The 25,553-nt window shown below is 65.9% G+C and carries 24 protein-coding genes and 1 tRNA gene; 17 read left to right on the top strand and 8 right to left on the bottom strand.

The features are described 5' to 3' along the window. From DVT68_RS05875 to DVT68_RS05820, 12 genes are all read left to right on the top strand, one after another. Positions 1-1,902, top strand: a complete 1,902-nt coding sequence (locus DVT68_RS05875; protein ID WP_114824055.1) for a potassium transporter Kup — start codon at positions 1-3, stop codon at positions 1,900-1,902. 701 nt (positions 1,903-2,603) lie between these two features. Continuing rightward, entirely contained in the window at positions 2,604-3,650 is a 1,047-nt protein-coding gene (gene ruvB / locus DVT68_RS05870; RefSeq protein WP_114824054.1) for a Holliday junction branch migration DNA helicase RuvB, read from the top strand. Positions 3,651-3,791: 141 nt separating this feature from the next. Next, positions 3,792-4,202: a tol-pal system-associated acyl-CoA thioesterase gene (gene ybgC, locus DVT68_RS05865; protein WP_114824053.1), complete on the top strand. Its 411-nt coding sequence runs from the start codon at positions 3,792-3,794 to the stop codon at positions 4,200-4,202. A 34-nt stretch (positions 4,203-4,236) separates the two neighbouring features. After that, positions 4,237-4,923 carry a protein TolQ gene (tolQ, locus tag DVT68_RS05860; RefSeq protein ID WP_114824052.1) on the top strand — a complete coding sequence of 229 codons (687 nt, stop codon included), beginning with the start codon at positions 4,237-4,239 and terminating at the stop codon, positions 4,921-4,923. Between the two features lie 12 nt (positions 4,924-4,935). Next, a complete protein-coding gene (gene tolR, locus DVT68_RS05855) occupies positions 4,936-5,373 on the top strand; it encodes a protein TolR (RefSeq protein WP_114824051.1) in 438 nt (145 codons plus the stop codon). Continuing rightward, positions 5,370-6,314: a cell envelope integrity TolA family protein gene (locus DVT68_RS05850; RefSeq protein WP_114824050.1), complete on the top strand. Its 945-nt coding sequence runs from the start codon at positions 5,370-5,372 to the stop codon at positions 6,312-6,314. The genes tolR and DVT68_RS05850 overlap by 4 nt, the downstream gene beginning before the upstream one ends. An 11-nt stretch (positions 6,315-6,325) precedes the next feature. Next, a complete protein-coding gene (gene tolB, locus DVT68_RS05845; RefSeq protein WP_114824049.1) occupies positions 6,326-7,648 on the top strand; it encodes a Tol-Pal system beta propeller repeat protein TolB in 1,323 nt (440 codons plus the stop codon). A gap of 249 nt (positions 7,649-7,897) precedes the next feature. Beyond that, positions 7,898-8,404: a peptidoglycan-associated lipoprotein Pal gene (gene pal / locus DVT68_RS05840; protein ID WP_114824048.1), complete on the top strand. Its 507-nt coding sequence runs from the start codon at positions 7,898-7,900 to the stop codon at positions 8,402-8,404. Next, positions 8,404-9,309 carry a tol-pal system protein YbgF gene (gene ybgF, locus DVT68_RS05835; RefSeq protein WP_199535961.1) on the top strand — a complete coding sequence of 302 codons (906 nt, stop codon included), beginning with the start codon at positions 8,404-8,406 and terminating at the stop codon, positions 9,307-9,309. The genes pal and ybgF overlap by 1 nt, the downstream gene beginning before the upstream one ends. Positions 9,310-9,316: 7 nt before the next feature. After that, positions 9,317-10,009: a 7-carboxy-7-deazaguanine synthase QueE gene (gene queE / locus DVT68_RS05830; protein ID WP_114824047.1), complete on the top strand. Its 693-nt coding sequence runs from the start codon at positions 9,317-9,319 to the stop codon at positions 10,007-10,009. A 179-nt stretch (positions 10,010-10,188) separates the two neighbouring features. Beyond that, positions 10,189-10,875, top strand: coding sequence for a 7-cyano-7-deazaguanine synthase QueC (gene queC / locus DVT68_RS05825; RefSeq protein WP_114824046.1), 687 nt, complete (start codon positions 10,189-10,191; stop codon positions 10,873-10,875). 60 nt (positions 10,876-10,935) lie between these two features. Further along, a tRNA-Lys gene (locus DVT68_RS05820) sits at positions 10,936-11,011 on the top strand. 107 nt (positions 11,012-11,118) lie between these two features. Here DVT68_RS05820 and DVT68_RS05815 read toward each other — a convergent pair. Next, positions 11,119-11,298 carry a hypothetical protein gene (locus DVT68_RS05815; protein WP_114824045.1) on the bottom strand — a complete coding sequence of 60 codons (180 nt, stop codon included), beginning with the start codon at positions 11,296-11,298 and terminating at the stop codon, positions 11,119-11,121. 105 nt (positions 11,299-11,403) lie between these two features. Next, entirely contained in the window at positions 11,404-12,846 is a 1,443-nt protein-coding gene (locus DVT68_RS05810; protein WP_114824044.1) for a sensor histidine kinase, read from the bottom strand. 356 nt (positions 12,847-13,202) lie between these two features. Between DVT68_RS05810 and DVT68_RS05805 the strand changes: the two genes are divergently transcribed. Then, positions 13,203-13,724, top strand: coding sequence for a DUF3617 domain-containing protein (locus tag DVT68_RS05805; RefSeq protein ID WP_158543456.1), 522 nt, complete (start codon positions 13,203-13,205; stop codon positions 13,722-13,724). A gap of 13 nt (positions 13,725-13,737) precedes the next feature. Here DVT68_RS05805 and phnD read toward each other — a convergent pair whose 3' ends face one another. Together phnD and DVT68_RS05795 are read right to left on the bottom strand one after the other, a co-directional pair. Further along, complete coding sequence (gene phnD / locus DVT68_RS05800; protein WP_233523355.1) at positions 13,738-14,739, bottom strand: phosphate/phosphite/phosphonate ABC transporter substrate-binding protein; 1,002 nt, start codon at positions 14,737-14,739, stop codon at positions 13,738-13,740. Positions 14,740-14,927: 188 nt separating this feature from the next. Next, a complete protein-coding gene (locus DVT68_RS05795) occupies positions 14,928-15,608 on the bottom strand; it encodes a LuxR C-terminal-related transcriptional regulator (RefSeq protein ID WP_114824413.1) in 681 nt (226 codons plus the stop codon). 257 nt (positions 15,609-15,865) lie between these two features. Between DVT68_RS05795 and DVT68_RS05790 the strand changes: the two genes are divergently transcribed. Next, positions 15,866-17,707 carry a type VI secretion protein IcmF/TssM N-terminal domain-containing protein gene (locus DVT68_RS05790; protein WP_114824042.1) on the top strand — a complete coding sequence of 614 codons (1,842 nt, stop codon included), beginning with the start codon at positions 15,866-15,868 and terminating at the stop codon, positions 17,705-17,707. Positions 17,708-18,612: 905 nt separating this feature from the next. Here DVT68_RS05790 and DVT68_RS05785 read toward each other — a convergent pair. The 4 genes from DVT68_RS05785 to DVT68_RS05770 form a co-directional block, all read right to left on the bottom strand. Further along, complete coding sequence (locus DVT68_RS05785; RefSeq protein ID WP_114824041.1) at positions 18,613-20,481, bottom strand: ATP-binding response regulator; 1,869 nt, start codon at positions 20,479-20,481, stop codon at positions 18,613-18,615. A gap of 157 nt (positions 20,482-20,638) precedes the next feature. Beyond that, positions 20,639-21,376, bottom strand: coding sequence for a TVP38/TMEM64 family protein (locus tag DVT68_RS05780; protein ID WP_114824040.1), 738 nt, complete (start codon positions 21,374-21,376; stop codon positions 20,639-20,641). Beyond that, positions 21,373-21,930: a nucleoside deaminase gene (locus DVT68_RS05775; protein ID WP_114824039.1), complete on the bottom strand. Its 558-nt coding sequence runs from the start codon at positions 21,928-21,930 to the stop codon at positions 21,373-21,375. Before DVT68_RS05775 ends, DVT68_RS05780 begins: the two co-directional genes overlap by 4 nt. Positions 21,931-21,954: 24 nt before the next feature. Continuing rightward, the gene (locus DVT68_RS05770) at positions 21,955-23,724 is read right to left on the bottom strand and encodes a glutamine--tRNA ligase/YqeY domain fusion protein (protein WP_114824038.1); all 1,770 of its coding nucleotides are present in this window, start codon (positions 23,722-23,724) and stop codon (positions 21,955-21,957) included. Positions 23,725-23,909: 185 nt separating this feature from the next. Between DVT68_RS05770 and DVT68_RS05765 the strand changes: the two genes are divergently transcribed. The 3 genes from DVT68_RS05765 (at position 23,910) to msrA (ending at position 25,544) form a co-directional block, all read left to right on the top strand. Continuing rightward, positions 23,910-24,188, top strand: a complete 279-nt coding sequence (locus tag DVT68_RS05765) for a putative signal transducing protein (protein WP_114824037.1) — start codon at positions 23,910-23,912, stop codon at positions 24,186-24,188. A 90-nt stretch (positions 24,189-24,278) separates the two neighbouring features. Then, complete coding sequence (locus DVT68_RS05760; RefSeq protein ID WP_425477435.1) at positions 24,279-24,809, top strand: adenine phosphoribosyltransferase; 531 nt, start codon at positions 24,279-24,281, stop codon at positions 24,807-24,809. A 78-nt stretch (positions 24,810-24,887) separates the two neighbouring features. Next, positions 24,888-25,544: a peptide-methionine (S)-S-oxide reductase MsrA gene (msrA, locus tag DVT68_RS05755; protein ID WP_114824036.1), complete on the top strand. Its 657-nt coding sequence runs from the start codon at positions 24,888-24,890 to the stop codon at positions 25,542-25,544. Positions 25,545-25,553 lie beyond the last annotated feature (9 nt).

Genomic DNA, 25,553 nt, shown 5'->3' with positions numbered 1-25,553 from the left:
GTGACCCCGGATTCCAGCCACGGCCTTTCCGAAGCCGACGCCAAGAAACGCCTGGCAGCCCTGGCGCTGGGCGCCATCGGCGTGGTTTACGGCGACATCGGCACCAGCCCGCTGTACACGCTGCAGACCACGCTCAGCCACGAGGGCATGAAGCCGACCCCGGAAAGCATCTACGGCGTGCTGTCGTTGATTTTCTGGGCGCAGATCATCGTGGTCTCGCTGAAGTACGTGGTGTTCATCATGCGCGCCGACAACAAGGGCGAGGGCGGCATCATGGCGCTGCTTGCCCTGGCTTTGCGCAGCGTGAAGGGCGACGCCCGCCAGCGCTGGCTGCTGGCCATCATCGGCATCTTCGGCGCCTCGCTGTTCTATGGCGACGGCGTGATCACGCCGGCCATCTCGGTGCTGTCGGCGGTTGAAGGCGTGAAGGTGGCGGCGCCGCACCTGGATCGCTGGGTGGTGCCGATCACCGCGGTGATCCTGTTCTTCCTGTTCGCGCTGCAACGGCATGGCACCGAGCGGGTGGGCAAGCTGTTCGGGCCGGTGATGGTGGTGTGGTTCATCGTCATCGCACTGCTCGGCGCCCACATGGTGGCGCAGAACCCTCACGTGCTGCTGGCGCTCAACCCGTACTACGGGGTGAAGTTCTTCTTCACCCATGGCTTTCAGGCCTTCATCGCGCTCGGTGGCGTGGTGCTGGCGCTCACCGGCGCCGAGGCGCTGTACGCGGACATGGGTCATTTCGGCAAGCAGCCGATCCGCCTGGCCTGGTTCAGCTTCGTGCTGCCGGCGCTGGTGCTCAACTACTTCGGCCAGGGCGCGCTGCTGCTTCAGCATCCGGACGCCATCGACAGCCCCTTCTTCAAGCTCACCCCCGAGCCGCTGCTGTATCCGATGATCGCCCTGGCCACGGTGGCCACGGTGATCGCCTCGCAGGCCGTGATCTCCGGCGCGTTCTCCATGACGCGCGAGGCGATGTCGCTCGGCTATTCCATGCGCATGCCGGTGGTGCACACCTCGCGTGAGATGTCCGGCCAGATCTTCGTGCCGTGGGTGAACAACTTCCTGCTGGTGATGGTGCTGGCGGCGGTGCTCGGCTTCCGCAGTTCGGACAACCTGAGCGCGGCCTACGGCATCGCGGTGACCGGCACCATGACCATCACCACCATCCTGGCGCTGATCGTGGCGCGCCGGCAGTGGAACTGGAGCCGCCTCGCCGTGATGGTGGCCGGCATGTGCCTGTTGGCCATCGACTTCTCGTTCCTCGGCGCCAACCTGATCAAGATCGAATACGGCGGCTGGTTCCCGCTCGTGCTGGGCGTGGGCGTGTTCATCGTGATGACCACCTGGCGCCGCGGTCGCGAGCTGGTGGTGCGCGAGATCAAGCAGTCCGGCCTGGCGCTGGAGCCGTTCATCGAGAACATTGCCGAGCATCCGCCGCTGCGCGTGCCGGGCACGGCGGTGTTCCTCACCGCCAACCAGCACGGCGTGCCGCACGCGCTGCTGCACAATCTCAAGCACAACAAGGTGCTGCACGAGCGCAACGTGCTGCTGACGGTTGAAATGCTGGAAACCCCCACCGCCGATCCGGGCGAGCGCATCGAGATCAGCGAGCTGGGCGGTGACTTCTACGGCCTGGAGCTGCGCTTTGGCTTCGCGGAGGACCCGAACATCCCGCAGGCGCTGACCAAGTGTTCGAAGGTCGGCCTGCCGTTCGACATGATGGACACCACCTTCTTCCTGTCGCGCGAGACCATCATCGCCGACGCGAAGCGCCCGGGCATGGCGCTCTGGCGAGACAAGCTGTTCGCCTTCATGGCGCGCAACGCGCTGCCGGCTACGGCGTTTTTCCAGATTCCGGGCAATCGCCTGATCGAGTTGGGCGCGCAGGTTGAGATTTGAGGTGGCCTGACGCGCTCTTGCCCTTCATCACGGTGCGGGCAGGGTGGCCGTGACGCGCGCAGAACGCCCATAGGGCGGCCCCCAAAAGCATTCTTGCCTCACGCCCCCAAGCCCGTCATCCCAGCGAAAGCTGGGATCCAGTGACTTTGGCTTTCCGCTCTCTGTTCGGCGTTATTGCCAGCTTGCCGCCTACGCGGCGGGCGTTTCGACCGCCTGCCGGCGCTCGAGTCACTTTTCTTTGCTGGCCCAAAGAAAAGTAACCCAAAGAAATGGCCTGACAGGCTCGCAGCGATATGCGGAATACAAGCCTGGACGACTGTGGCCAGCCGGATCGGTGACGTGGTACCTCAGGCACAGCGGCTACCCCGCAACGCGCCCTAGCGAAGAGGGGGCGCAGCGCTGCCCGGCATACAAGCGCCGATGACAGCGGCAAGCCGAATTCGTCGCGTGCTACCTCACGGACAGCGTCTACACCGCGGGGCGGCGCGGTGCTGAGGACTTAAAGCCGCGACCCGCACGATGTCGAGCCGCTCCGCTCTTCGCTCCCTCTCCCCTTGTGGGAGAGGGCTGGGGAGAGGGGGCGCGCTTGCCTCACACTTCCCGTCCGGCCAATCGCATTTCCTCCGAGAGCTCGCATCCGGCCCCGAAATCCCGCCCCGTGCCGCGCCGCTGCAACCCAAGCGCTGCCATAATGCGCACCTATGACCGACCACCGCATCGTGACTGCCGCCGCCCACATGGATGACGAGGCACTGGAGGCCTCCATTCGACCCAAGCGGCTGGCCGAATACCTGGGCCAGGAGGCGGTGCGCGAGCAGCTGTCGATCTACATCGAGGCGGCCAAGAAGCGTGGCGGGGCGCTGGACCATGTGCTGATCTTTGGTCCCCCGGGCCTGGGCAAGACCACGCTGAGTCATGTGATCGCCAACGAACTGGGGGTCAACGTGCGCTCCACCTCCGGCCCGGTGCTGGAGCGGGCAGGGGATCTGGCGGCGCTGCTGACCAACCTCGAGCCGCATGACGTGCTGTTCGTGGACGAGATCCATCGCCTCTCGCCGGTGGTGGAGGAAGTGCTCTATCCCGCGATGGAGGACTTCCAGATCGACATCATGATCGGTGAGGGACCGGCGGCCCGCTCGATCAAGCTGGACCTGCCGCCCTTCACTTTGATCGGCGCCACGACGCGCGCCGGCCTGCTGACGGCGCCGTTGCGCGACCGATTCGGCATCGTGCAGCGTTTGGAGTTCTATACGCCCGACGAGCTCACGGCGATCGTGCGCCGTTCGGCGCGCATCCTCGGCATCGCGTGCGAGCCGGAAGGGGCGCAGGAAATCGCGCGCCGTTCGCGCGGCACGCCGCGTATCGCCAACCGCCTGCTGCGACGTGTACGCGACTACGCTGAAGTGCGCGCCGGCGGGCACATCACCCGGGATGTGGCGCGCGCCGCGACCGACATGCTCAAAGTCGATGCCGAGGGTTTCGACGATCTGGATCGCCGCCTGCTCTCCACCATCATCGAAAGTTTCGATGGCGGCCCGGTGGGCGTGGAATCACTGGCCGCGGCCCTCAGCGAGGACCGAGGCACGCTGGAAGACGTGGTCGAGCCTTATCTGATCCAGCAGGGTTTCCTGGTGCGTACCGCGCGCGGCCGCATGGCCAGCGCCAAGGCATGGCGCCACCTGGGGCTGACCCCGCCGCCTCGGCAGCCGATGGCGGCGGACCTGTTCACCGGCAACAACGATGTTTGAGCGGGGGCCATGGGGCGGAGGCACGGGCGTCAAAGCCGGGCCTGCCCCTTCGCGTCTGGTGGCCAGAGGCCACATGCATTCCGGTCGCTGCCCCGAGGGCGTCCAACGTCCCGTCACCCCGATTTCGAATAGACACGCCCCATGACCGAGCAGCAGCCCTTCACCTGGCCCGTCCGCGTCTATTGGGAGGACACGGACGCCGGCGGCGTCGTCTACCACGCCAGCTACCTCCGTTTCATGGAGCGCGCCCGCAGCGAGTGGCTGCGCGCCATGGGCATCAGCCAGTTGGCCTACAAGGAGGCCACCGGGCTGGCCTTCATGGTCCGCGAGATGCAGATCGATTTCCTGCGCGCGGCCCTGCTGGATGATGAACTGACGGTGAGCGTCGAAGTCAAAGAAAGGCGCGCAGCCAGTATCCTTTTCGCCCAGACGATCCGCCGGGCGGACGGCGCGGAACTGATCCGCGCGAAAGTGCGCGTGGCGTGTGTCGACGTCAACCGCATGCGACCGGTGCAGATTCCGGCCGATTTCATTCCCGGCCTTTCCCCATAATTTTTAAGTACGTGCGCTGGAGAACCTTCGAGCAATGAACGGTGGATTGAACATTTTCAAGCTGATCGCTGACGCGAGCATCCTCGTCCAGCTCGTCATGCTGGTGCTGCTCGTGCTCTCCTTCCTCTCGTGGGTCATCATCATCCGCAAGGTTTCGCAGCTGAAGGCGGCGATGGAAGAGGCCGAGAGCTTCGAGGAGCGCTTCTGGTCCGGCGCCGACCTGGCCCAGCTGTTCCGCGAGGTCAGCAACCGCGGCGAGAACGGCGGCATGGAGAACGTGTTCGAGTCGGGCTTCCGCGAGTTCGTGCGCCAGCGCCAGCGCCGCGTGCACGACATGCGCGTGGTCATCGAAGGTTCCGAGCGCGCCATGCGCGTGGCTGGCACCCGAGAGATCGGCCGCCTGGAGCGCAACCTGGAGTTCCTCGCCAACGTCGGCTCGATAAGCCCCTACGTCGGCCTGTTCGGCACGGTGATCGGCATCATGGGCGCCTTCCAGGGCCTGGGCGAAATGAAGGACGTGACCATCGCCGTGGTCGCCCCGCACATTTCCGAAGCGCTGATCGCCACCGCCATGGGCCTGTTCGCCGCGATCCCGGCGGTGTGGGCGTACAACCGCTTCGCCAACAAGGTCGAGCGTGTCGCTTCCCGCTACGAGGTCTTCCAGGAAGAGTTCTCCTCGGTGCTGCAGCGGCAGATCCAGACCGACGACGCGGCCGCCTGAGGGCCTTCAGTCATGCGTAGCTCCGCGCGCCACAAGCGCTTAAAGCTCAAGTCCGAGATCAACGTCGTTCCCTATATCGACGTGATGCTGGTGCTGCTGATCATCTTCATGGTCACGGCGCCGATGATCAACAAGAACGTGGACATCAACCTGCCGCAGGCGAATGCCAAATCGCTGCAGGACAAGAAGGATCCGGTGATCGTCGCGATCGACGCGAGCGGTCAGCTGTACCTCACCCTGGGCACCGAGAAGCGCCAGCCGATCGACGTGGAAACCATGAAGACCAAGGTGGGCGCCTTCGTCAAGGCGAATCCCGAGGTCAGCGTGCTGGTCGCGGGCGATCGCGACGGCAAGTACGACGGCGTGTACCAGGTGCTGGCCGACCTGCAGCAGGCCGGCGTCGCCAAGGTCGGCCTGATGAGCGCGCCGGAGTCGAGCGGCAAGAAATGAGGTCCGACTCCCCTAAGGGCACGTCCAAGGCGGTCATCCTCTCCGCCATCCTTCATCTAGGCATCGTGGGCTTTCTGGCCCTCGCGGTGGTGCCGTGCTCGTTCTACGAGACGCTGTTCACGACACTGCATTTGCCGGAGAGCTGGAACCCGATCACCTGCGCCAAGCCGGTGCAGCTGGCGGGTGAGATCATCGAGGCGACGCTGGTCGGCCCCACCGCGGCGCCGCCGCCGAAGTCGACGCCGGCCAAGCCGATCCCCAATACCGTACCGCCGCCGCCCAGCATCCCGCCGCCGCCTTCGGAAGAGACGCCCAAGGTGAAGACCCTGCCGCCGCCGCCCGAGCATCCTGATGTCATCGACCAGGAGAAGGTGGTGGCCGACGCTGCGCAGAAGGCCGAGGACGCCAAGCGGGAGCAGGAAGAGAAGCAGAAGCAGCGCGCAGCCGAATTGGACGCCCAGGCGGCCAAGCAGAAGCTCGAGCGCCAGAAGCAGCTCGACGAGCTGTTCGCCAAGATGGACGCGGCTGACCAGCAGACCAAGCAGGCGCAGAACAAGGCCAAGCAGGCCAAGCAGCAGATGGAAGACCTGAAGAACGCACAGGACAATGGCCTGCCGGATTTGCCCAATGCGGCCCAGCGGCAGACCGGCCAGAACGGCCCGGACAACAGCCTTCGTGCGCAGTATCAGGCGGCTATTCAGAATGTGCTCAAACAGAATTGGGTCGGGCCGGATAACATTCCCGCCAATCAGCAGTGCCTGCTCCATATCGTCCAGCTGCCCGGTGGGCAGGTGGTGAGCGCCAAGGTCGATTCAAGCTGCCCCTTCGACGACGCGGGGAAAAAGTCTGTCGAAGATGCTGCGATGCGGGCCAACACATTGCCTTACAAGGGATTTGAGAGTGTGTTCAGTCGCAACGTTGACATGTATTTCAAGCCATAGGTGAGCACGTTATGAAGAAGCCGTCCCGGTATCTAATCCTATTGCTTGGTCTCCTTGGCCTGCTGTTTGCAGGCATGGCCTCCGCTCAGTCGCAGGCCCTGACCGGCACTGTCGAAGGTGTCACCAAGTCGGCCACGCCGATTGTGGTCGTGCCGTTCGCCCAGGCTGGCGGCGCGCCATTGGCGACCGACATAGCCGACGTCATGCGGAACGATTTCAATCGATCCGGCAAGTTCCGCTCGTTGGCCAAGAGCGAAATCGTGGAAAACCCGTCCAAGGGCGCGGACATCAATTTCGCCACCTGGCGCCTGCTCAAGCAGGACTACATCACCGTGGGCCGCATCAGTGATGCGGGCGGCGGCATGCTCAAGGTCGAGTACGAACTGTGGGACGTCAACCGCCAGCAGAGCCTCCTGGCGCAGGCGTATACCGCCCCGGCCGGCGACCTGCGCAGCGTCGCCCACCAGATCGCCGATGCCATCTACGAGAAGATCACCGGCGTGCGCGGCGCGTTCTGGACCCGCATTTCCTACATCACCGCAGTGGGTACGGGTAACAACACGACCTATTCGCTGATCGTGGCCGATTCTGACGGCTACAACCCGCAAGTGGTGGCCCGTTCGCGTGAGGCGCTGCTGTCGCCGGCATGGTCGCCGGACGGTAGCAAGATCGCCTACGTGTCGTTCGAAAGCGGCAATTCGGCGATCTACGTGCAGGACATCACCACCGGTTCGCGTCAGCTGGTCTCGGCTCGCGCCAAGGGCATCAACGGCGCTCCGTCCTTTTCGCCTGACGGCAGCAAGCTGGCGCTCGCCCTGTCCTATGAAGGCAACCCCGAGATCTACGTGATGGACCTGGGTTCGCGCCAGCAGACCCGCCTGACCAACAACCTGGGCATCGACACTGAGCCGCGCTGGACCCCGGACGGCCAAAGCATCATCTGGACCTCGGACCGTTCGGGTCGCCCGCAGCTCTATCAGATGCCGGCTACCGGCGGCGCGGCTGACCGCATCACGTTCCAGGGCCAGTTCAACGCCAACGCCTCGATCAGCTACGACGGCAAGCAGATCGCCATGGTGCAGGGCAACGGGAACGTGTATCGTATTGCCATTATGGATCGCAGTCTGGGTGGGCAGGTGCGCTTCATCTCGCCGGGTCCGATCGATGAAACTCCGAGTTTCGCGCCCAATGCCAGCATGCTGCTGTACGCCGCCTCCGAAGGCAGGCGCGGTGTCCTTTACGCCGTGTCCGCCGATGGTCTGGTGCGGCAGCGCCTTGTGCTGGCCGACGGTGACGTTCGCGAGCCGGCCTGGGGTCCTTATCGGCAGCGTTGACCAGTTCATGCCGTGACGCGCGAGCGTCACGGTCATGTGATCCGGGCGTGAAGCCACAAACGACACTCCGGATCTAAAAGCTTACCGGCCGCGACACTCCGTCGCGGCTGGTGGGTCAGGCGGTTGCGAGACAGCGCGCCGTCGGCAGCAAAATGTCAAAATAACAGCCGGTTCACCGGCGAAAACTGTCCCGAAACCGCAATCAATATTGACTGTCGGAACTCAAACCTGTTTGAAGGAACGTCCACCATGAATAAGACCGTTCGCGTCGCCCTGGTCGCCCTGCTCTGCGTTGGCGCGGCCGCATGCTCGAAGAAGCAGGAAGTCAAGCCGCAGCCGGCTCCGGAGCAGGCTCCGGTGACCACCCCGGCCCCGGTGAGCAACAAGTTCACTCCGGCTGATCTCGATACCGACGCCTGCCTGCGTCAGCGCGTCGTGTACTTCGATTTCGACAAGTACGAAATCCGTCCTGAGTTCCAGCAGATCATGGCTTGCCACGCCAAGTACCTGCAGGATCGCCCGATGGCGCAGATCCGCCTGGAAGGCCACACCGACGAGCGCGGTACCCGCGAGTACAACCTCGGCCTGGGTGAGCGCCGCGGCAACGCCGTGTCCAGCGCCCTGCAGTCGAACGGTGGTTCGGCCAGCCAGATCAGCGTGATCTCGTTCGGCAAGGAAAAGCCGGTGTGCCGTGAGCACAACGAAGACTGCTGGAGCAAGAACCGTCGCGTCGAGATCGTCTACACGGCGAAGTAATGAAGAAGCGACTGGCTAACAGCTTCACGGCCAGGATGGGCATGGCGGGCGCAATCGCGTCCGCCATGCTTTTTGGTGTCCCGGCATTTGCGCAGGATTCGCGCCTCAGCCTCGCCGACCGCGTGTCGCGACTGGAGCAGCAGGCGCAAAACCAGAATCAGGGCGGCACCACGCTGGTCAATCAGGTGCAGGCGCTGCAATCGCAGTTGCAGCAGATGCAGGGCCAGATCGAAGAACTGCAGCATCAGCTGCAGGAAGCAAACGACAAGAACAAGGCGCAGGCCACGGATTTCGATTCGCGCATCGGCCGCCTCGAAGGTGGCGCCAGTGCAGCGGCGGGCAATCCCGGCAATGCCGCCAACAACGCGAACCCGGCGGCGGCTCCGGGCGCGGCGGCCACTCCGCCTGCGTCCCCTGATGCCGGCGCCGCGGGCAAGGCCGCGGCAGCCACGGGGGCGGCCGCGACCGCCACAGCCGCGACCGCAGGCAAGAAGGGCGCGGCGCCGGCCAATCCGGCTGGCGCGCAGGCCGCCTATGACGAAGCTTTCAAGGCGCTTCGCGCTGGCGATTACGCGACCGCTTCGCGTGGTTTCCGCAGCTTCATCCAGCAGTACCCCGACAGTCCGCTGCTGCCCAATGCGTATTACTGGCTTGGCGAGTCGTACTACGTCACGACGAACTACCAGGTGGCGCTGGAAGCTTTCCAGACCTTGCTGAGCCAGTTCCCGCAGAGCGAGAAGGCTCCGGATGCCATGCTCAAGGCCGGCTATAGCCAGATCGAGCTCAAGCAGGTCGATGCCGGCAAGGCCACGTTGAAGTCCGTCACCACCAAGTACCCGGGCTCCAACGCCGCCAAGCTGGCCCAGGAACGTTTGCGCCGCCTGCAATCGCAGACGGCCAACTGAGGGTGTCGTGAGCGGCAGTAACGCGAGCGTGGCGTCCACCACGTCTGCGCAGGCATCCGCCGAGCGCCTGCGCATCACCGAGATTTTCCACTCGATCCAGGGCGAGGCCGATGCGCTCGGCTGGCGCACGGTGTTCGTGCGGCTTACCGGTTGTCCGCTGCGTTGCGTGTGGTGCGATACCGAGTATTCGTTCTACGGTGGCAACTGGCGCGATATCGACGACATCGTGGCCGAGGTCGCCTCGCACGGCGCAAGGCATGTGTGCGTCACCGGTGGCGAGCCGCTCGCGCAAAAGCGCTGCCTGATCCTGTTGAAGAAACTTTGTGACGCCGGTTACGACGTGTCGCTGGAGACGTCAGGCGCCCTCGATGTGTCTTTGGTGGATCCACGCGTGCGCAAGGTGATGGACCTGAAGGCGCCGGATTCGGGCGAATCCAAGCGCAACCTGTGGTCCAACATCGAGCAGCTGTTGCCGCATGACCAGGTGAAGATCGTGATCGCCAGTCGCGCCGACTACGAATGGGCGCGCGAGGTGATTGCCGAGCACGGGCTGGTCGACAAGTGCATGGTGCTGTTCTCGCCGGTGCATGGGGCGATCCAGCCGCGCGAGCTCGCCGAATGGATCATTGCCGACAAGCTCGACGTGCGTTTCCAACTGCAGCTGCACAAGCTGCTGTGGAATGACGAACCAGGACATTGAAGCAGGACTGAGTGGAGAGAAGTGAGAAAAGTAGAGCAAGGGCTTGCCAGCCGTACTCTCGCTTCTCACTCCTCTTCACTCACTCCTCGTTTCTGCTTTTTCCGCGTGCCAGCCTGTCTTGCTGGTTGCGCACATCGGCCGGATCACCGGCTTGAACCCCAGAGTGGATGCAACGACCCATGTCCCCATCATCTCCCCGCAAGGCCGTCGTGCTCGTTTCCGGCGGCATGGATTCCGCGGTCACTATCGCCATCGCCCGCGAACAGGGCTACCAGGTGCATGCACTGAGCGTGGCCTATGGCCAGCGCCACAGCGCCGAACTTGAGGCCTCCGAACGCGTGTCGCGCCTGCTCGGCGCCATCGAGCACAAGACCGTGCAGGTGGATCTGCGCACGATCGGCGGTTCGGCGCTCACCGCCGACATCGACGTGCCGCTCGATCGCGCCGACGAGCAGGGCATCCCGGTCACTTATGTGCCCGCCCGCAACACCATCATGCTGTCCATCGCGCTGGGCTGGGCCGAAGTGCTCGGCTCCACCGACATCTGGTGTGGCGTGAACGCGGTGGATTACTCGGGCTATCCCGATTGCCGCCCGGCCTTCATCGAGGCCTTCGAGCAGCTCGCCAACGTGGCGACCAAGGCGGGCGTGGAAGGCGCGGGCATCCGCGTGCATGCGCCGTTGATGCGCATGAGCAAGGCTGACATTGCGCGCGAGGGCCAGCGCCTGGGCGTGGACTTCGCCGAGACGGTGAGTTGCTACCAGGCGGATGCGCAGGGGCGTGCCTGCGGGCATTGCGATGCCTGCCGCCTGCGCGCCCAGGGCTTCGCCGCGGCCGGCCTGCCGGATCCGACGCGCTACGCCTGAACGCCTTTGCTTGTGCCGGGGGCCCGCAGACAATAAAATTGCGGGCTTGCCTTTGCATATGGGTCGTTAGCTCAGTTGGTAGAGCAGTAGACTTTTAATCTATTGGTCCCGGGTTCGAGTCCCGGACGACCCACCAAGGCACTGAAGGACTCGCGTACGCGCGGGTCTTTTTTTTTGCGCCGACCTGCTTCCCATAGCGGCGCTGGCGCCAGCCACCAAGGCGGGTGCGGCATGGCTGTTGTGTCAGCACGGTGTGGACTTCAAGACGCCGGGCGCCGGCTCACGGTGAGCTCCGGCGTCGGGCGTAGCGTCCCGCTCCCGGCGGCGTGGCAATCGCAGCAGGCTGCAGTCGATGGTGGTCAGGTTGGCCAGGCCCAGCACGGCCGCAACGGCGGCGCCGTTGGCGAGTAGATGAAACAGCATGACTCCCCCCGGAGCAATATCGAAAGATATTGCTATTTCACGGGGTGAATCGCAAGCGCACATGAGACGCATGAAGGCCGACCTCGCGGGCGCCGGCGCGGACGATCAGCCAGCCTGCCGCCATGCCGGAGACGGGTGCTTGCGCGGGCCGGTCGAGCGTTCCATCGCTGGCATGCGTGGCATCTCGAACCAGAACGTGCTGCCGCGTCCCGGTTCCGAGCGCAGGCCGATGCGGGTGCCCAGCAAACGGGCCAGCCGTTCGGCGATCGCCAGCCCCAGTCCATATCCGTCCCGGCGTTCGCTCTCGGTGGCCTGCAATTGCACGAATTCCTCGAAGATCCGCTGCTGGTGGATCACCGCGATCCCGGGGCCGTTGTCGCGCACCTCGATACGGATCGCCTGGCCGCACCGTCTTGCGGCGATCAGCACGCGGCCTGCGGGTGCGTTGACGATGGCGTTGCTCGCCAATTGATAGAGCAGGCTGGCGGCCACGTCGGCGTCGCCATGCAACTGGTGGTGGCTGCCGCGCCAGACTAGGGTCACGTTGTGGCGCGCGGCCTCGTGGTTGAGCGAGGTGCGATCGCGCATGAACAGTTCGGCGGCGGTGAAACCCGTGGACTTGACGGCAATCACGCCGGCATCCAGTCGGGAGATCTCCAGCAACGCGTCGAGCAGGCGCGTCATCGCCGCAATGCTCGCGCGCATCTGCTGGAACAGGGATTGACGCTCCTCGTCGTTGCCCTGGTCGATGCTGCCGGCAAACAGCTCCAGCGCCTGCAGCGGCTGCCGGAAATGGTGGCTGACCAGGGCAATGAACTGGGATTTGCTGCGCGTCGCGGCCTGGCTCTGGCGCAGACGGTCCAGCGCTTCGACGGCGTTGTCATGCTGCAGGGCGGACCACTCGCGCCGCTGCTCTTCCTGCAATTCGGCCAGCCGCTGCAGACCCTGACGGATGTCCGTGAATTCCGCACTGACGGGCGTCGGGTCGAACGCTGGATGACGGGCATTGATCAATTCGTGCAGGGCTTCCTGCGCGCGAACGAGCGGCTCCACCACGCGGTGGCGCAGGGTCAGCCGCGCGAGCCAGGCGAGTACAAGAATGCCGGCGGCGCACAGGCCGCCAAGCAGCCACACCATGCCCTGCGCGCGGTGCAGAGAGCGACTGTCCACCTGCACGCTCAACCACGACGAGCCGGCGCCGCCCACCGGCAGTTCGCTACGATAGGTGGCGCCGGCGATGGAGCGTGGGGGCGTGCTGCCACTGCTCCAGAAGCCGCCATCGCGGCGATGCAGCTCGATGCGTACAAGCTGATCGGCTTGGCCCTCGCGCAGGGCCCGGTCCAGGGTCGCCTGGGGTGACGCGGAGTTGTCGCCCCCGAGCTCGCCGGCAAGGCGTTCCATGCGGAGGTTCACGGCGGCGATGCTGCTTTCGCCAAGGTGGTGGGTCTGCTGCACGCACAACGCCAGCACCAACGCCAGCGCCGCGATCGTGCTGGGCAGCACTACGTCGATGAAGAGGCGAGGCAACAGGTGCGGACGCGCGTCCATGCGTCAATCCTCCCTCCCGCGACACCCGGGCAGGCGTGACGAACCACCTGGTTTGGACATCCAAGGGCAGGGCAGGACGAGAGTCGGCGGCATGTTGATGGACCCGCGGCTGGAGGCGATGGAAACAGCCCTGACGGACACACCCGTTCCTTCGGGAGGATCCTGAGATGCACTCTAATGAATCACGTTAGTGGCGACGATACGCAGTTCGTCTAGCGCCAGCAGCCATAGTGCGAACGGCCTAGGACCGGTTCATTCCCGCCACGTGATCCCTGTTGTCTACGCGACATGACGCCGACGCGTTTTGGCGCTACCTTCCACACCCGCAGGGCCCGTCGGGCCTCATGGAGACGATCATGTCCGCACGTTGCCGTCTGTTGCTTGCCGTGTCCTTGCTGGGCGTGGCCAGCGTTGCTCTCGCGCAGGATCTTCCGGAGAACATGCCCAAGCGCAAACCCGGACTGTGGGAGATGCAGAGCACCGGCATGGGTGGCCAGCCGCAGGTGATGAAGCTCTGCCTCGACGAGAGCACCGATCGGGACATGTACAAGATGGGCGCTCAGATGAGCGGCCACGTGTGCAGCAAGTTCAATGTCAGCGTGCAGGGCTCCACCGTGGTGTCCGAGGCGGTGTGCCGGGTCGACGGTCCGAGCGGCCCGATCAACCTGACCACCCACAGCGAGACGCGCTTTGACGGCAATACCTCGTACCAGACCCAGGGCCACATGACGTACGACCCGCCGGTGATGGGACGTAGCGAGATGGCGATGAACAGCTCGGGTCGCTGGGTGGGCGAGTGCCCCGCCGGCCAGAAGCCCGGCGACATGGTGATGCCCAATGGCACGACCATGAACATCAAGGATATGCAGCGCCACTGATCCCGAGCCGGGGTCAGGGCAAGGTCGGCGCCATCAGGCGGCGCACCAGCGCTTCGTGTTCGGCGTCGATCTTGTGCAAGCGGGCCTGCATCGCCGCATCGCTGACCCACTGGGCGCTGTAGGCGCGGCGCCGCTCCAGGTTGAACTCGATGTCGGCGAACGGCACCAGGGTTTCGTTGCCCGCTGGCGTGAAGCCGTCGATGTCGTAGATGCGTTGCAGCTTGGCCTGCTCGGCGGCGGCGTTCCTGCCCTTGCCGTAGGAGGTGAGTGCGGCGGTCACCCGCTGGCGCAGTTCCGCCGACAGGTCCGAACGCATCACCACCACCGGGTGGGGAATCAGGCTGGACGTCCACAGCACGCGCAGGCGTGCGTACTGGTCGGGGAAGCGCCGGGCGAAGCGTTCCATGTCGGCGGTGTCGTTGGTGGCGACATCCACCTCGTTATTGGCCACAGCCAGTGCATTGTTCTGGTGGTTGTCGACGGTGACGCTGGCGAAGAACGTGTCCGAGTCGAGCTTGCGGTTGGCGAACAACTGGGTCTCGGGCACCAGGTAGCCCGAGACCGACAGCACTTCGCCGCGCGCGTAGCGGAGGCGGCCTGGGTGCCGGAACAGGTCATCGATGGTGCGCAGGGGCGAGTCCTTCGGCACCAGAAGCACGGAGTAGTAGCCGCGCGCGCCGCTGCTGCTGGATAGCTGGGCGACCACCTGCATGCGATCGCTGATGACCGCATCCAGCGCAAGGCGGCCTGAGACGAAGGCGAAGTCGACGCGCTCCTCGGACATCGCCTGGGCCAGCCCCTCGTAGGTGCTCACCGAGAGACTGCGGATGGGCAGGTGCAGGCTGTGGCTGAGGTCGTCCAGCATCGGGCGCCAGGCTTCCAGCGACTCGGATGGGCCACCGATCGGCAGGATGCCGAAGGTCAGCGCCCGGACATGGGTGGCGCCTTCCGGCGGCCGGGCTGCCCATGCCGTCGGGCCGCACAGGCAGCACCACAGCAGGCCTGCTGCGGCCACGCGAATGCCCCGCCACCAAGCCGGCGGGCGCCAAAGCCTGAATATCCATCCCCGCGCCAGCACGGTGCTGTCCCCCGGCCCCTGGATGTTCTTGTTCGGAACCTGCCACGCGTGGCAGACGACCCTGTCGCGGCAGCATACGCTGCCTTCGTCAGGACCGGGTGAAAGCGGGTTGCGCCGAGGCGAGCCTAAAGCCCGCTGATGCGCCGCGAGGCGACCACCGCCTCGACCCGGTTACGCACGTTGAGCGCGCGGAAGATGGCGGCAAGGTGGATCTTCACCGTGCCCTCGCTGATGCCCAGGTCGCGGGCGATCAGCTTGTTCGGCTTGCCCTGCGAAAGCAGGCGCAGCACATCGATCTGTCGCTCGGTGAGCAGCTTGCGCAGTCGCTCTTCCAGCGAATCGGTGGACACGGCGGACGGTACGGGCGTCGCGACCGGAGACGCCGTGGCGGCGCCATCAGCGCGTTCCTGCAGCAGCAATGGCGGCACGTAGACGCCGCCGGAGAGCACCAGCCGCACCGCCGACAGCATCACGTCAGGTGAATAGGCCTTGGGGATGAAGCCTTGCACGCCCATCGCGAGCAGGCCCTTCATCATGACCGGATCTTCGGAACCGGACAGCACCATCACCGGCACGTGCGGCAGGGTTTCGATCACCTCGGCCAGATGTTCGTTGCCGCGCACGCCTGGCATGGCCAGGTCGATCAACGCGAGCGCGAGCGTATCCGCGCCCGGAGCGTGAATGGCTTCGCGCAGCTCCGCCATGTCCATGGCGATGGCAAAATCGGTGTCAGGCCCAAGCTCGCCCAGCTTGAGCTTGACTCCTTCGACGATCAGCCGATGGTCGTCTGCGATCAGTATGCGCATGTCGTTCCCCATGGCGTCATGCGGCGCTCCCATCGCTGCATACCCGCTCGTGCAACATAGCCCCAGCCCGCGCGCGCGGCAACCGTAGGGCGCCCACAAATGGCCTAGCCATAACGTGATATGGCCGCTCCACGGAGCGCTCCAGACAATCGCGCTACTGCGATGGGGGAGTCGCTCATGCGTACGAAGCTGCACACCAGGCGGTGGCCGTGTCGGCACTGCAAGCGCGGTGTGCCAGCGAATGCACGGGTGTTTCCTTGAACTGGACCGACCCCGCCGAATCCGTGATAGCCGCCGCCGATTGGCTGGCTGGCAACTTGCAGCATCACCACGCTGGCGTGACCCTAGGGACCATGCGGCTGCTGGAGTGCTTCGCGCCCCTGTTCTCCTATGGTCTGCTCATCGACGAGCGGGGCGGTCCTTTGTCGGTGGCCGATGGCCAAGGTTTGGCGCACGACCATGCGCGGGCGCTGGTGGATCAGGCGCGCAAGATGGCCCTGGCGGCAGGCAAGCCGTTGCCTCACGTCGAGAAGGCGGCCTTTGCCGCTGTCGCATGGTTTGACGAAGTGCTGGCGCGGCAGCCCGGCGTGAGAGAGCAGGGCGCGCCGCTGCAACTGAGCCTGTTCCACACCGGCAATGCGGCCAGCGAATTCTTCGACCACCTGGCCAGCCTCGACAGCGAGGCCGAAGAAGTGCGCGAGGTCTACAGCATGGCGCTGCTGCTCGGCTTCGTGGGCCAGTACTACTACGAGCGGGGCGACAGCGGCGAACTGGGGCGGATCAAGGCGCTGCATTGCCGCCCCGGCATCAGCGCGAGCGTGGTGCTGCAGGCGCTGCAGCGCGAGTCCATCACGCCACAACCGTACTTATGGCCGGGCTCGCCCGTGCACCACCTGTCGATGTCATGGGCGCGTCGCCGCGCGGCGCCAGTGGTGACGACCCTGCTGGTGCTGCTGGTGCTGGTGGCCTTTGTGGTTCCCGCCTTCAGGCAGGGGGCATCGGCCCAGGCGTGGTACCTCGCCGGCCTGGCCGTGACAGTGGGTGGCGCGTTGTGCTGGGGCGCGGCGCTGGCCTGGGACCGGCTCGTGTTGCGGCGCGCGCACACCAGGGTCGTGGCGCATCCGGATGCCGGCTACGGCATTGTCGACGTGTGGGCGGCGCTGGCCGATGCCGCGAGACATGCGCGCGGGGCCTTACTGCATCCGTTCCGTCGCCGCGGCGCATGGCGGCGCATGGCGCGCAATCCCTGGCTGCTTTTCCTGGGCGACAGCGCCGGGCAGGTGCGCAACCTGCTGCAGGCGGCGGCGCACGCGCCACACGCTCGCGCCTTGCAGGGGGACGACGCGTCGCGACCGTGGCACTGGTGGATGTATCGCGCTCTGGTGGCGGTCGAGCCCGCGTCCCATCTGGTGCGTTCGTCCCGGGAGTCGCAAGCCGAAGATTCGCCCTGGTCGGCTGCGCTCGCGCTGCTGGCGCGCGAGCGGCGCAAGTTGCCGTTGGACGGGATGGTGCTCTGCGTGGAAGCCAACCGCCTGCTTGAGCACATGCCTCCGGGGGACTCTCCGGGTCGGCGCCTGCACGATTTGGCGGATGAGGTTGCCCGTCGCCTGCAACTGCAGTTGCCGCTTTACGTGGTGGTGACGGGCATGGACTCGCTCCCCGGCTATGCCTCGTTCCGGGCGATGCTGCCGGCGGGATCACTGCGCAAGGCGGTGGGATGGCGGGAGCCGACCTCCCAGCAGGGCAGGCCGGTCGCCGGACGTATGGACGTCCAGTTGGGGGCGACGCTGGAGCGGCTTCGCGCCATCGCGACGGCGGCGCTGGGAGCCCAGCACGATGCCCATGGCCGCCGCGAGGCCTTCGAATTCCTGTGGTCCTTGCATGGGTTGCAGCAGGGTCTGCAGTTGTTCCTGGCGCAGTTGTTCGCTGGGGAGTCGGTGGTGGGGCGACGGCTGCACTGGTGCGGTGTGTACTTCACGGCCGGTTCGCGTATGGATGCGCCGGGCGGAGACTTTGTCGATGACCTGTTCAATCGGTTCCTGCCGGGTGACTGGCAGTTGGCGCGACGGGTGGCGGCGCCGGTGGAGGGTGGGGGCTGAGGTGGCTTGGCTTGTTGTGGGACCTCGCATCCAACGCTCGTCGACACCTCGAATGCGAAACGCTGGGTGAGGATTGGGCGAGCGCCTCCAAAGGAGCTTGAAGGACTGGTGCGCGCGATAAGTTTGCCTGGCTCAGAAGGAGCACATCTAGCCCCCAACCTGTTCTTGGCGATGCGTTAGCTTCCGCCATCGCAAGGTGGGCCGACGAGCGCATAGCGCGCAGAACTCTCTGAGTTCGGTCCTGAAAGGGCATTCTTGCCCTCGCCCATATCCGTCATCCCTGCGAAGGAAGCGCGGAGAACACCCATAGGACGGCCCCCAAGAGCATGCTTGCCTCACGCTCCCACGCCCGTCATCCCAGCGAAGGCTGGGATCCAGTGACTTTGGCTCTTTGCCTCGTCTGAAGCGCTCCCGCGAGCGTGCCGCCTACGCGGCGGGCGTTTCGATCGCCTGCCGGCGCTCGAGTCACTTTTCTTTGCTGGCCCAAAGAAAAGTAACCCAAAGAAATGGCCTGACAGGCTCGCAGCGATATGCGGAATACAAGCCTGGACGACTGTGGCCAGCCGGATCGGTGACGTGGTACCTCAGGCACAGCGGCTACCCCGCAACGCGCCCTAGCGAAGAGGGGGCGCAGCGCTGCCTGGCATACAAGCCTTGGCGACCGCGGCCAGCCGAATTCGTCGCGTGCTACCTCACGGAGTGCGGCTACCCCGCGGGGCGGCGTCGTACTGAGGACTTAAAGCGTGGCGTCGGGCGCCACGCATCGAGCAGCTTTGCTCTTTGCTTCCTCCCCTACGGGCGAACCGAAGGTAGTCCCTGTGGGAGAGAGGGTTGGGGCATGGCTACCTTTAGGGCGGCATCGCCACTTCACGGTGGTGAGTGGTGGTTGCTCTCGAGAAGCCCACTTAAGCCGACGCGACCTGACTAGTCGCCGTGGCGCGGCTGGCGTTCCATGCCGCCATCATCGCTTCGCGCAGTTGCTCGGGGGATACCGGCTTGTAGAGCACGGGTATCTTGGCGGCCATGATTTCGCGGAGTCGGTCGCTGCGCGTTTCGCCGGTGATGAGCAGGCGCGGGAACGGCGCGACGTCGTCGCGCAGGTAGTGGGCATCGAGCGCCGCCAGCACGTCGAGGCCGCTTTCGCCATCGCGCAGGCGCAGGTCGGAGATCACGATGTCCGGCGGCACAGGCCATTCCTCGGCGGCCAGCAACGCCTGCGTGCGGTCTTCCGCGACGGCGACGTCGCAGCCCCAGCTGCGCAACAGGTAGCGGATGCCGGAAAGGATGGCTGGCTCGTCGTCGATGACCAGCACGCGCATGCCGGAGACATCCAGCGGTACGTCGTCGCTTGGCGGCGCGGCGAGTTGCTGTGGCGACACTTCCGGCAGGTGGAAGCTGAAGACGCTGCCGCGCCCCGGCGTCGACTTCAGCAAGACCTGGGTGTCCAGCAACTCGGCCAGGCGCTGCACTGTGGCCAGGCCGAGGCCGAGGCCGCGGCGGTGGCCGGAGTCGTGTTCACCGCCGTTGTGGCACTCGACGCGGTAGAACTCGTCGAAGACGCGCGACTGGTGTTCCGGCGCAATGCCGCTGCCGGTATCCCATACGTCCACGCGCACGGTGCCGTCGGCGCGCCGGCGCGCCACCACCAGCACGCCACCCTGGCTGGTGTAGCGCAACGCGTTGCTGACCAGGTTGTTGAGGATGCGCGCCAGCATCGTGCGATCGCTGCGCACCCACAGGTGGGTGGCGCGCATGATCAGGCGAAGGCCATGTTGCTCGGCGATCATGCGGAAGTTGCGGCTCACTTCTTCCAACACATGGTCGAGCGGAAATTCGGTGATCTCGATCTGCATGGCGCCGGTTTCCAGCCGCGACAGGTCGAGCAGCTCGCTGAACAGGTGGTCGAGCGCCTCCACGCATTCCTGGATATGCGCAATGCGGTCGAGCCTGATGGGATCCTTCTCGTCGACCGCCAGCGCAGAGGAGAACAGCGTCAGGGCATACAGCGGTTGGCGCAGGTCGTGCGAGGCGGCGGCCAGGAAGCGCGCCTTGGCCACGCTGGCGGCCTCCAGCGCGGCGTTCTTGCGCGCCAGTTCCACGGTGGCCTGTTCGATCTCCTTCTCCATGCTGCGCTGGACGTCGAACAGCGCCAGCGCCGCGCTGTTGAAGCCGCGCTGCAGTTCGCCGATCTCGGTCTGGTCGGTGACCTCCACTTCGACATGGCGGTCTCCGCGCCCGAGCTGGTGCACCGCCGCGACCAGGCGGCGCAGCGGCGCGCTGATCCAGCGTGCCGCCTGCCAGCCGACCACCGTGGCCACCAGCAGGCTGATGCCGAGCGCGACCAACGCGTGCTGCAGACTGGCCCGCTGCGCCGCGATGGCGTCGTTGAGGCTCACGTCCACCATCACCGAGCCGAGCACCGGATGGCCGGGCTGGTCGGGATCGACCACGTCGCGCATCACGGTCAAGGTCTCGGCATGGCCGGCGCCGCTGCGGCCGAGGTCATCGGCGAGGATCTCGCCATCGGCGGCGCGGATCTGCACACGCGCCACATGGGGCAGTTCGCCGATGGATTCGGCAATGCGCACCAGCTCGCGTCGTTGCATGTCGCGCAGTGGCGCAGCCGAAACCGAAGCTGCCTGGGTGGCGATGGCTTCGGCATTGTTCTGCGCCATGCCGCGCAGGCTGCCCAGTTGGCGCTGGGTGAGCATGGTGACCAGCAGCGTGGCGGTGACCAGCGTGGGCACGAGCGCCACCAGGGCCAATCGCTGCATCAGCGATGTGCGCCGCCACCACCGCACCGCCCGCGAGTTCGCCCCTGCGCCCATTGGCCGTCGTCGCCCCATGAGGCGCTACCGCGCGCCTGGCCGGTCAGAGACTAGCGCGATTTATGGGGTAGGGCAGCTATCCCATTGGCCGAGGGCATATCCCTCAACGGTTGTGAGAGTCGGCTGAAATGGTAGTGGCGCCCTGGTGCCGACGACGGTTCAGGCGCTCCACCAGCAGGGGCAGAAGGGAGAGCGCGCCAATCGCGCTCAGCGGCATCCAGACTTCGCGCTGGAAGAGCAGGCCGAGGCCGAAATGTCCATGGCTGCGGGCGAGCGCCGTGCCCAGGCCGGCGCCGATCGAGGTCTCGAAAATCAACGAGACGGTGCCGCCCAGCCAGCTCGCGCCCAGGAACAGCCAAAGCGGGCATCGCAGCCACGCCAGCGCCACGGTGATCAGGCCGAACGGGGCGACTGGCACGAAGCGCAGGAACATGGTGTAGGGCACCGGGTGGCGTTCGAAGCCGTGGTGCAGCTTGTCCACGATGGCGGGCGGGTGTTTGCTTCCCGCGCCGAAGGCGTAACGGCTGGCCAGGAACAGGATCAGCGTGCCCAGGGTGAGTCCGATCGAGGAGTAGATGCTGCCTTCGACCACGCCGAAGGCGAAGCCGCCGGCCATGATGATGACCACCGTGCCCGGCAGGCCGGTGGACATGGCCAGGGTAAGCATGCCGATGTAGGCCACGCGGCTGAGCCAGGGGGCGGACGCAATCTGTTCGCGCAGTTGGGCCTGGTGCTGCACCAGTTGCTCGGGGCGCAGCCAGTCGAGCACACCGGAGCAGAACAGCACGATGCCGGCGGTCACCAGCACGAGCAGGGGCAGGGCGGCGCGCAGGCGGCTCAATAGTGCCGTCCGCTCTGGCCGTAGGTCGCCAGCACGCTGCGGGCCTGCTCGCGCAGGATGTCGCGGCGCACGGCGATGCCGCGCCGTTCCAGTTCTCCCACCCAGTCGGCGGGCAGCGGGCCTTCGTCGAATTCGGTCAGCTCTTCCACGTCCTCGGCCCTTGCTCCGATCAGCAGTTCATCCACGCCGGCCCACACGGTGGCGCCATAGCACTGGCAGCACGGCTGCGCGCTGGTGGCCAGCGTGTAGCGGTTGCCGTCGCCGTTGAGGCGAAAGGCGGCGAGGCGCTGCTGTGCGCTCATGTACGCCATCATCTCTGCATGGGCTATGGAACAGGTCTGCGGGATCACGCGGTTCACTCCCACCGAGACCACGCGTCCGTCGCCATTGAACACGGCGGCGCCGAAGGGGCCACCCTGATTATGTTCGATGTTCCGGCGCGAAAGCTCGATGGCCAGACCCACGCGCTCCTCGTCGGTGAGGTAGCGCTTTCCGTCGTCGACCACGTCGCCGATCCACGGCGGCAGGGTCAGGTGAATCTGAAGACGCAGCATGCAGCGTTCCTTGTGATGCCGACGTCAGCCAGCCTGCTTGGCCCAGGCGTCACGCAGCGTGACGGTGCGGTTAAACACCGGCGCTTGCGGCGTGTGGTCGAGGCGGTCTGCCACGAAATAGCCCAGGCGCTCGAACTGGAAGCGCTGCTCGGGCTCGGCGCTCGCCGCCGCGGGTTCCAGCCATGCGCGCACCACGCGCTTGGCGTCCGGGTTGATATGCTCGATCCAGCTCTTGCCGTCGCTCTCGTCGTCAGGCGCGGCCACGTTGAACAGGCGGTCGTACACGCGCACTTCGGTGGACACGCCGTGTTTGGCGCTGACCCAGTGGATGGTGCCCTTCACCTTGCGGTCCGCGCCCGGCATGCCCTGGCGCGACTCGAGGTCCAGCGTGCAGCGCAGTTCGACGACATTGCCGTCGGCGTCCTTGACCAGCTCGTCGCACTTGACGATGCCAACGCCGCGCAGGCGCACCTCGCCCTCGGGCTTCAGACGATGGAAGCCCTTCGGCGGCACTTCGGCGAAGTCCTCTCGCTCGATCCAAAGTTCGCGTGAGAACGGCACTTCGCGCGTGCCGAAACTCTCGTCCTTCGGGTGGTTGGAGAAGGTGAGCTGTTCCTCGTGGCCTTCCGGCAGGTTGGTGATCACCAGCTTGAGCGGATCGAGCACCGCCATGCGCCGCGCCGCGGTCGCGTCGAGATCCTCGCGGATGCAGTTCTCGAGGATCGAATAGTCGATGATGCTGTTCTGCTTGCTCACGCCCAGGCGCTCGATCAGCAGGCGCAGGCCGGCTGGCGTGAAGCCGCGACGGCGCAGGCCGCGCAGCGTGTTCATGCGTGGATCGTCCCAGCCGTCCACCAGGTTCTCGGTCACCAGCTGCGCGAGCTTGCGCTTGCTGGTGATGGAGTAGGAGAGGTTCAGGCGCGAGAACTCGATCTGTCGCGGCTTGGCCGGCTCGGTGCGGAAGCCGCCCTCGCGCAGGTGCTGCCACAGCTCCGGATGGTTGACCAGGTCGACCTTGTCGACGAACCAGTCGTACAGCGGGCGGTGGTCTTCGAACTCCAGCGTGCACAGCGAATGGGTGATGCCTTCCAGCGCGTCCGACAGGCAGTGCGCATAGTCGTACATCGGGTAGATCGGCCACGCATCGCCAGTGTTCTGGTGGGCGATCTTGCGGATACGGTAGATCGCCGGGTCGCGCATGTTCATGTTGCCCGAGGCCATGTCGATCTTCGCGCGCAATGTCTTGGCGCCGTCCGGGAATTCGCCTGCGCGCATGCGGGCGAACAGGTCGAGGTTCTCCTCCACGCTGCGCTCGCGGAACGGCGAGTTGCGGCCCGGCTCGGTGAGCGTGCCGCGATAGGCGCGCATCTCCTCCGGATTGAGATCATCGACGTAGGCCAGGCCGTCCTTGATCAGCTTGACCGCCGCGTCGTGGAACACTTCGAAATAGTCCGAGGCGTGGCGCAGGTCGTGCCACTCGTAACCGAGCCAGCGCACGTCGTCCTTGATGCCCTCGACGAACTCGGGGTCTTCCTTGCCGGGGTTGGTGTCGTCCAGGCGCAGGTTGCACCAGCCGGTGAACTCGCGGGCGATGCCGAAGTTCAGGCAGATCGCCTTGGCGTGGCCAATGTGCAGGTAGCCGTTGGGCTCGGGCGGAAAGCGCGTACGGATGGCGTGGTGCTTCCCGCTGGCCAGGTCGTCCCGAATGATCTGGCGAATGAAGTCACGCTGGCCCTCGGCCTGCGGCGCGGCGGGCGGGGTGGCGGGGGCAACGGCGGCTTTTTCGTTGGACATCGGGACTCGAAGCTCGTACGCGGAGACGGAAACGACCAAGTTTACCCTGTCCAGGGTGGGGCTGTTTCACCCGGTTTCAGCTGAGGCGAAGTGTCCCTGGCGGGCCCCCTATCGGTCCGTTCACCCCGCCAACACATCGCGGGCAAGAACTTGCCCCATGTCTCCCACAGCGCTAGCGTGACCCCATGCGCATCATCTACCGAGCCGAAAGCCTGATCGACGCCCACCTGGTGAAGGACGCGCTGGAGCGCGCCGAGATCCCTGCGTTCGTCTCCGGCGAATACCTGACCGGCGCGGTAGGCCAGCTGCCGGCGCTGGATTACGTGGCGGTGTTGGTGCCCGAGGCCAGCCTCCCGGCGGCCGAGCAGGTGGTGCGGGGCGTCGAGCGCGACCTGCAGGAGGCGCGCCTAGCGCTTGGCGACACCGACGAGGACCCGGACGCGCCGCTGCCAGCGTTCTGCTGAGGGCGATAGGGCCGCCGGCCGGCGCCTCTGGTACGGAGCGTTATGCTGGGCGAGTTGTCCGCGCCGCGCGGGCCAAAGCCGGAGTCGCCCTTGGAAACCTCGCTGCAACAGATCCAGTCGCTGATCCGGGCGGTGCCGGATTTTCCCAAGCCTGGCGTCGTGTTTCGCGACATCACTCCACTGCTCGCCGACGCGGGCGGCTTCGCCCGCTGCATCGATGCCCTGGCCGAGCCATGGCAAGGCAGCGGCGTGCAGGCCGTATGCGGGATCGAATCGCGCGGCTTCATCTTCGGGGCCGCACTCGCGCAGAAGCTGCACGCGGGTTTCGTGCCGCTGCGCAAACCCAACAAGCTGCCGCCGCCGGTGGTCTCGGTGGACTACCAGCTCGAATATGGCGTGGATCAACTGCAGGCGCGTAACGATGCGCTGCGTCCCGGCGAAAGAACCCTCATCGTGGACGACGTGCTGGCGACCGGCGGCACGTTGGCCGCCGCGCGGGCGCTGGTGGAGCAACTTGGCGCCCGGCTGGTCGGCGCCAGCGTGGTGATCGAGCTGGCGGCGCTGCAGGGTCGCAGCCGCTGGCCGGACGGTACGCCGTTGCACGGACTGCTGCGCTACTGACTGGCGCGCGGCCCCGTGTGTTGATTTGGTCGTTGCCGGGCGCCATATCCGGCACAGCCCGCATTTTGGAGGTATCCCATGCTTGGTATTGGCGCTTTCAAACAACGCATGCCGCATCGCGAAGATGCCCTGCCCGGACGCGATCGGCCCATCGTGCCGTCTGCGCCGCATCACGTGCTGGGCGCGCCGCTGCAGGTCGAGGCATTTCCCGGCGCCGCCGTTTTGGTCGTGGGCATGGGCTGCTTCTGGGGCGCGGAGCGGAAGTTCTGGAGCGTCCCCGGTGTGCTGACCACCGCCGTGGGCTATGCCGGCGGCTACACGCCCAATCCGACCTATCGCGAAGTGTGTTCGGGACAAACCGGTCACGCCGAAGTGGTGCGCGTGGTGTACGACCCGGCCAAGGTCGACCTCGAAACCCTGTTGCGTGTGTTCTGGGAGAACCACGATCCGACGCAGGGCATGCGCCAGGGCAACGACACGGGCACGCAATACCGCTCAGCCCTGTATCTGGGCGACGCGCAGCAACTGGTCGCGGCGGAAGCTTCCGCCAGGCGCTTCCAGGCCGAGCTGGCGCGCGCGGGCTATGGCGCGATCACCACCGAGATCGCGCTGGCTGGCCCGTTCTACTTCGCCGAGGACGAACACCAGCAGTACCTGTCCAAGCATCCGGACGGCTATTGCGGTCTGGGCGGCACCGGCGTGAGTTGCCCGATCGGGGTAGCCAGCGCCGGTTGAGATTGCGCT

The organism is Dyella solisilvae, assembly GCF_003351225.1.
GTDB classification, from domain to species: Bacteria; Pseudomonadota; Gammaproteobacteria; order Xanthomonadales; family Rhodanobacteraceae; genus Dyella; species Dyella solisilvae.
The sequence above is the reverse complement of the archived record's forward strand: the minus strand, read 5'-3'. Positions and strand labels throughout refer to the sequence as shown.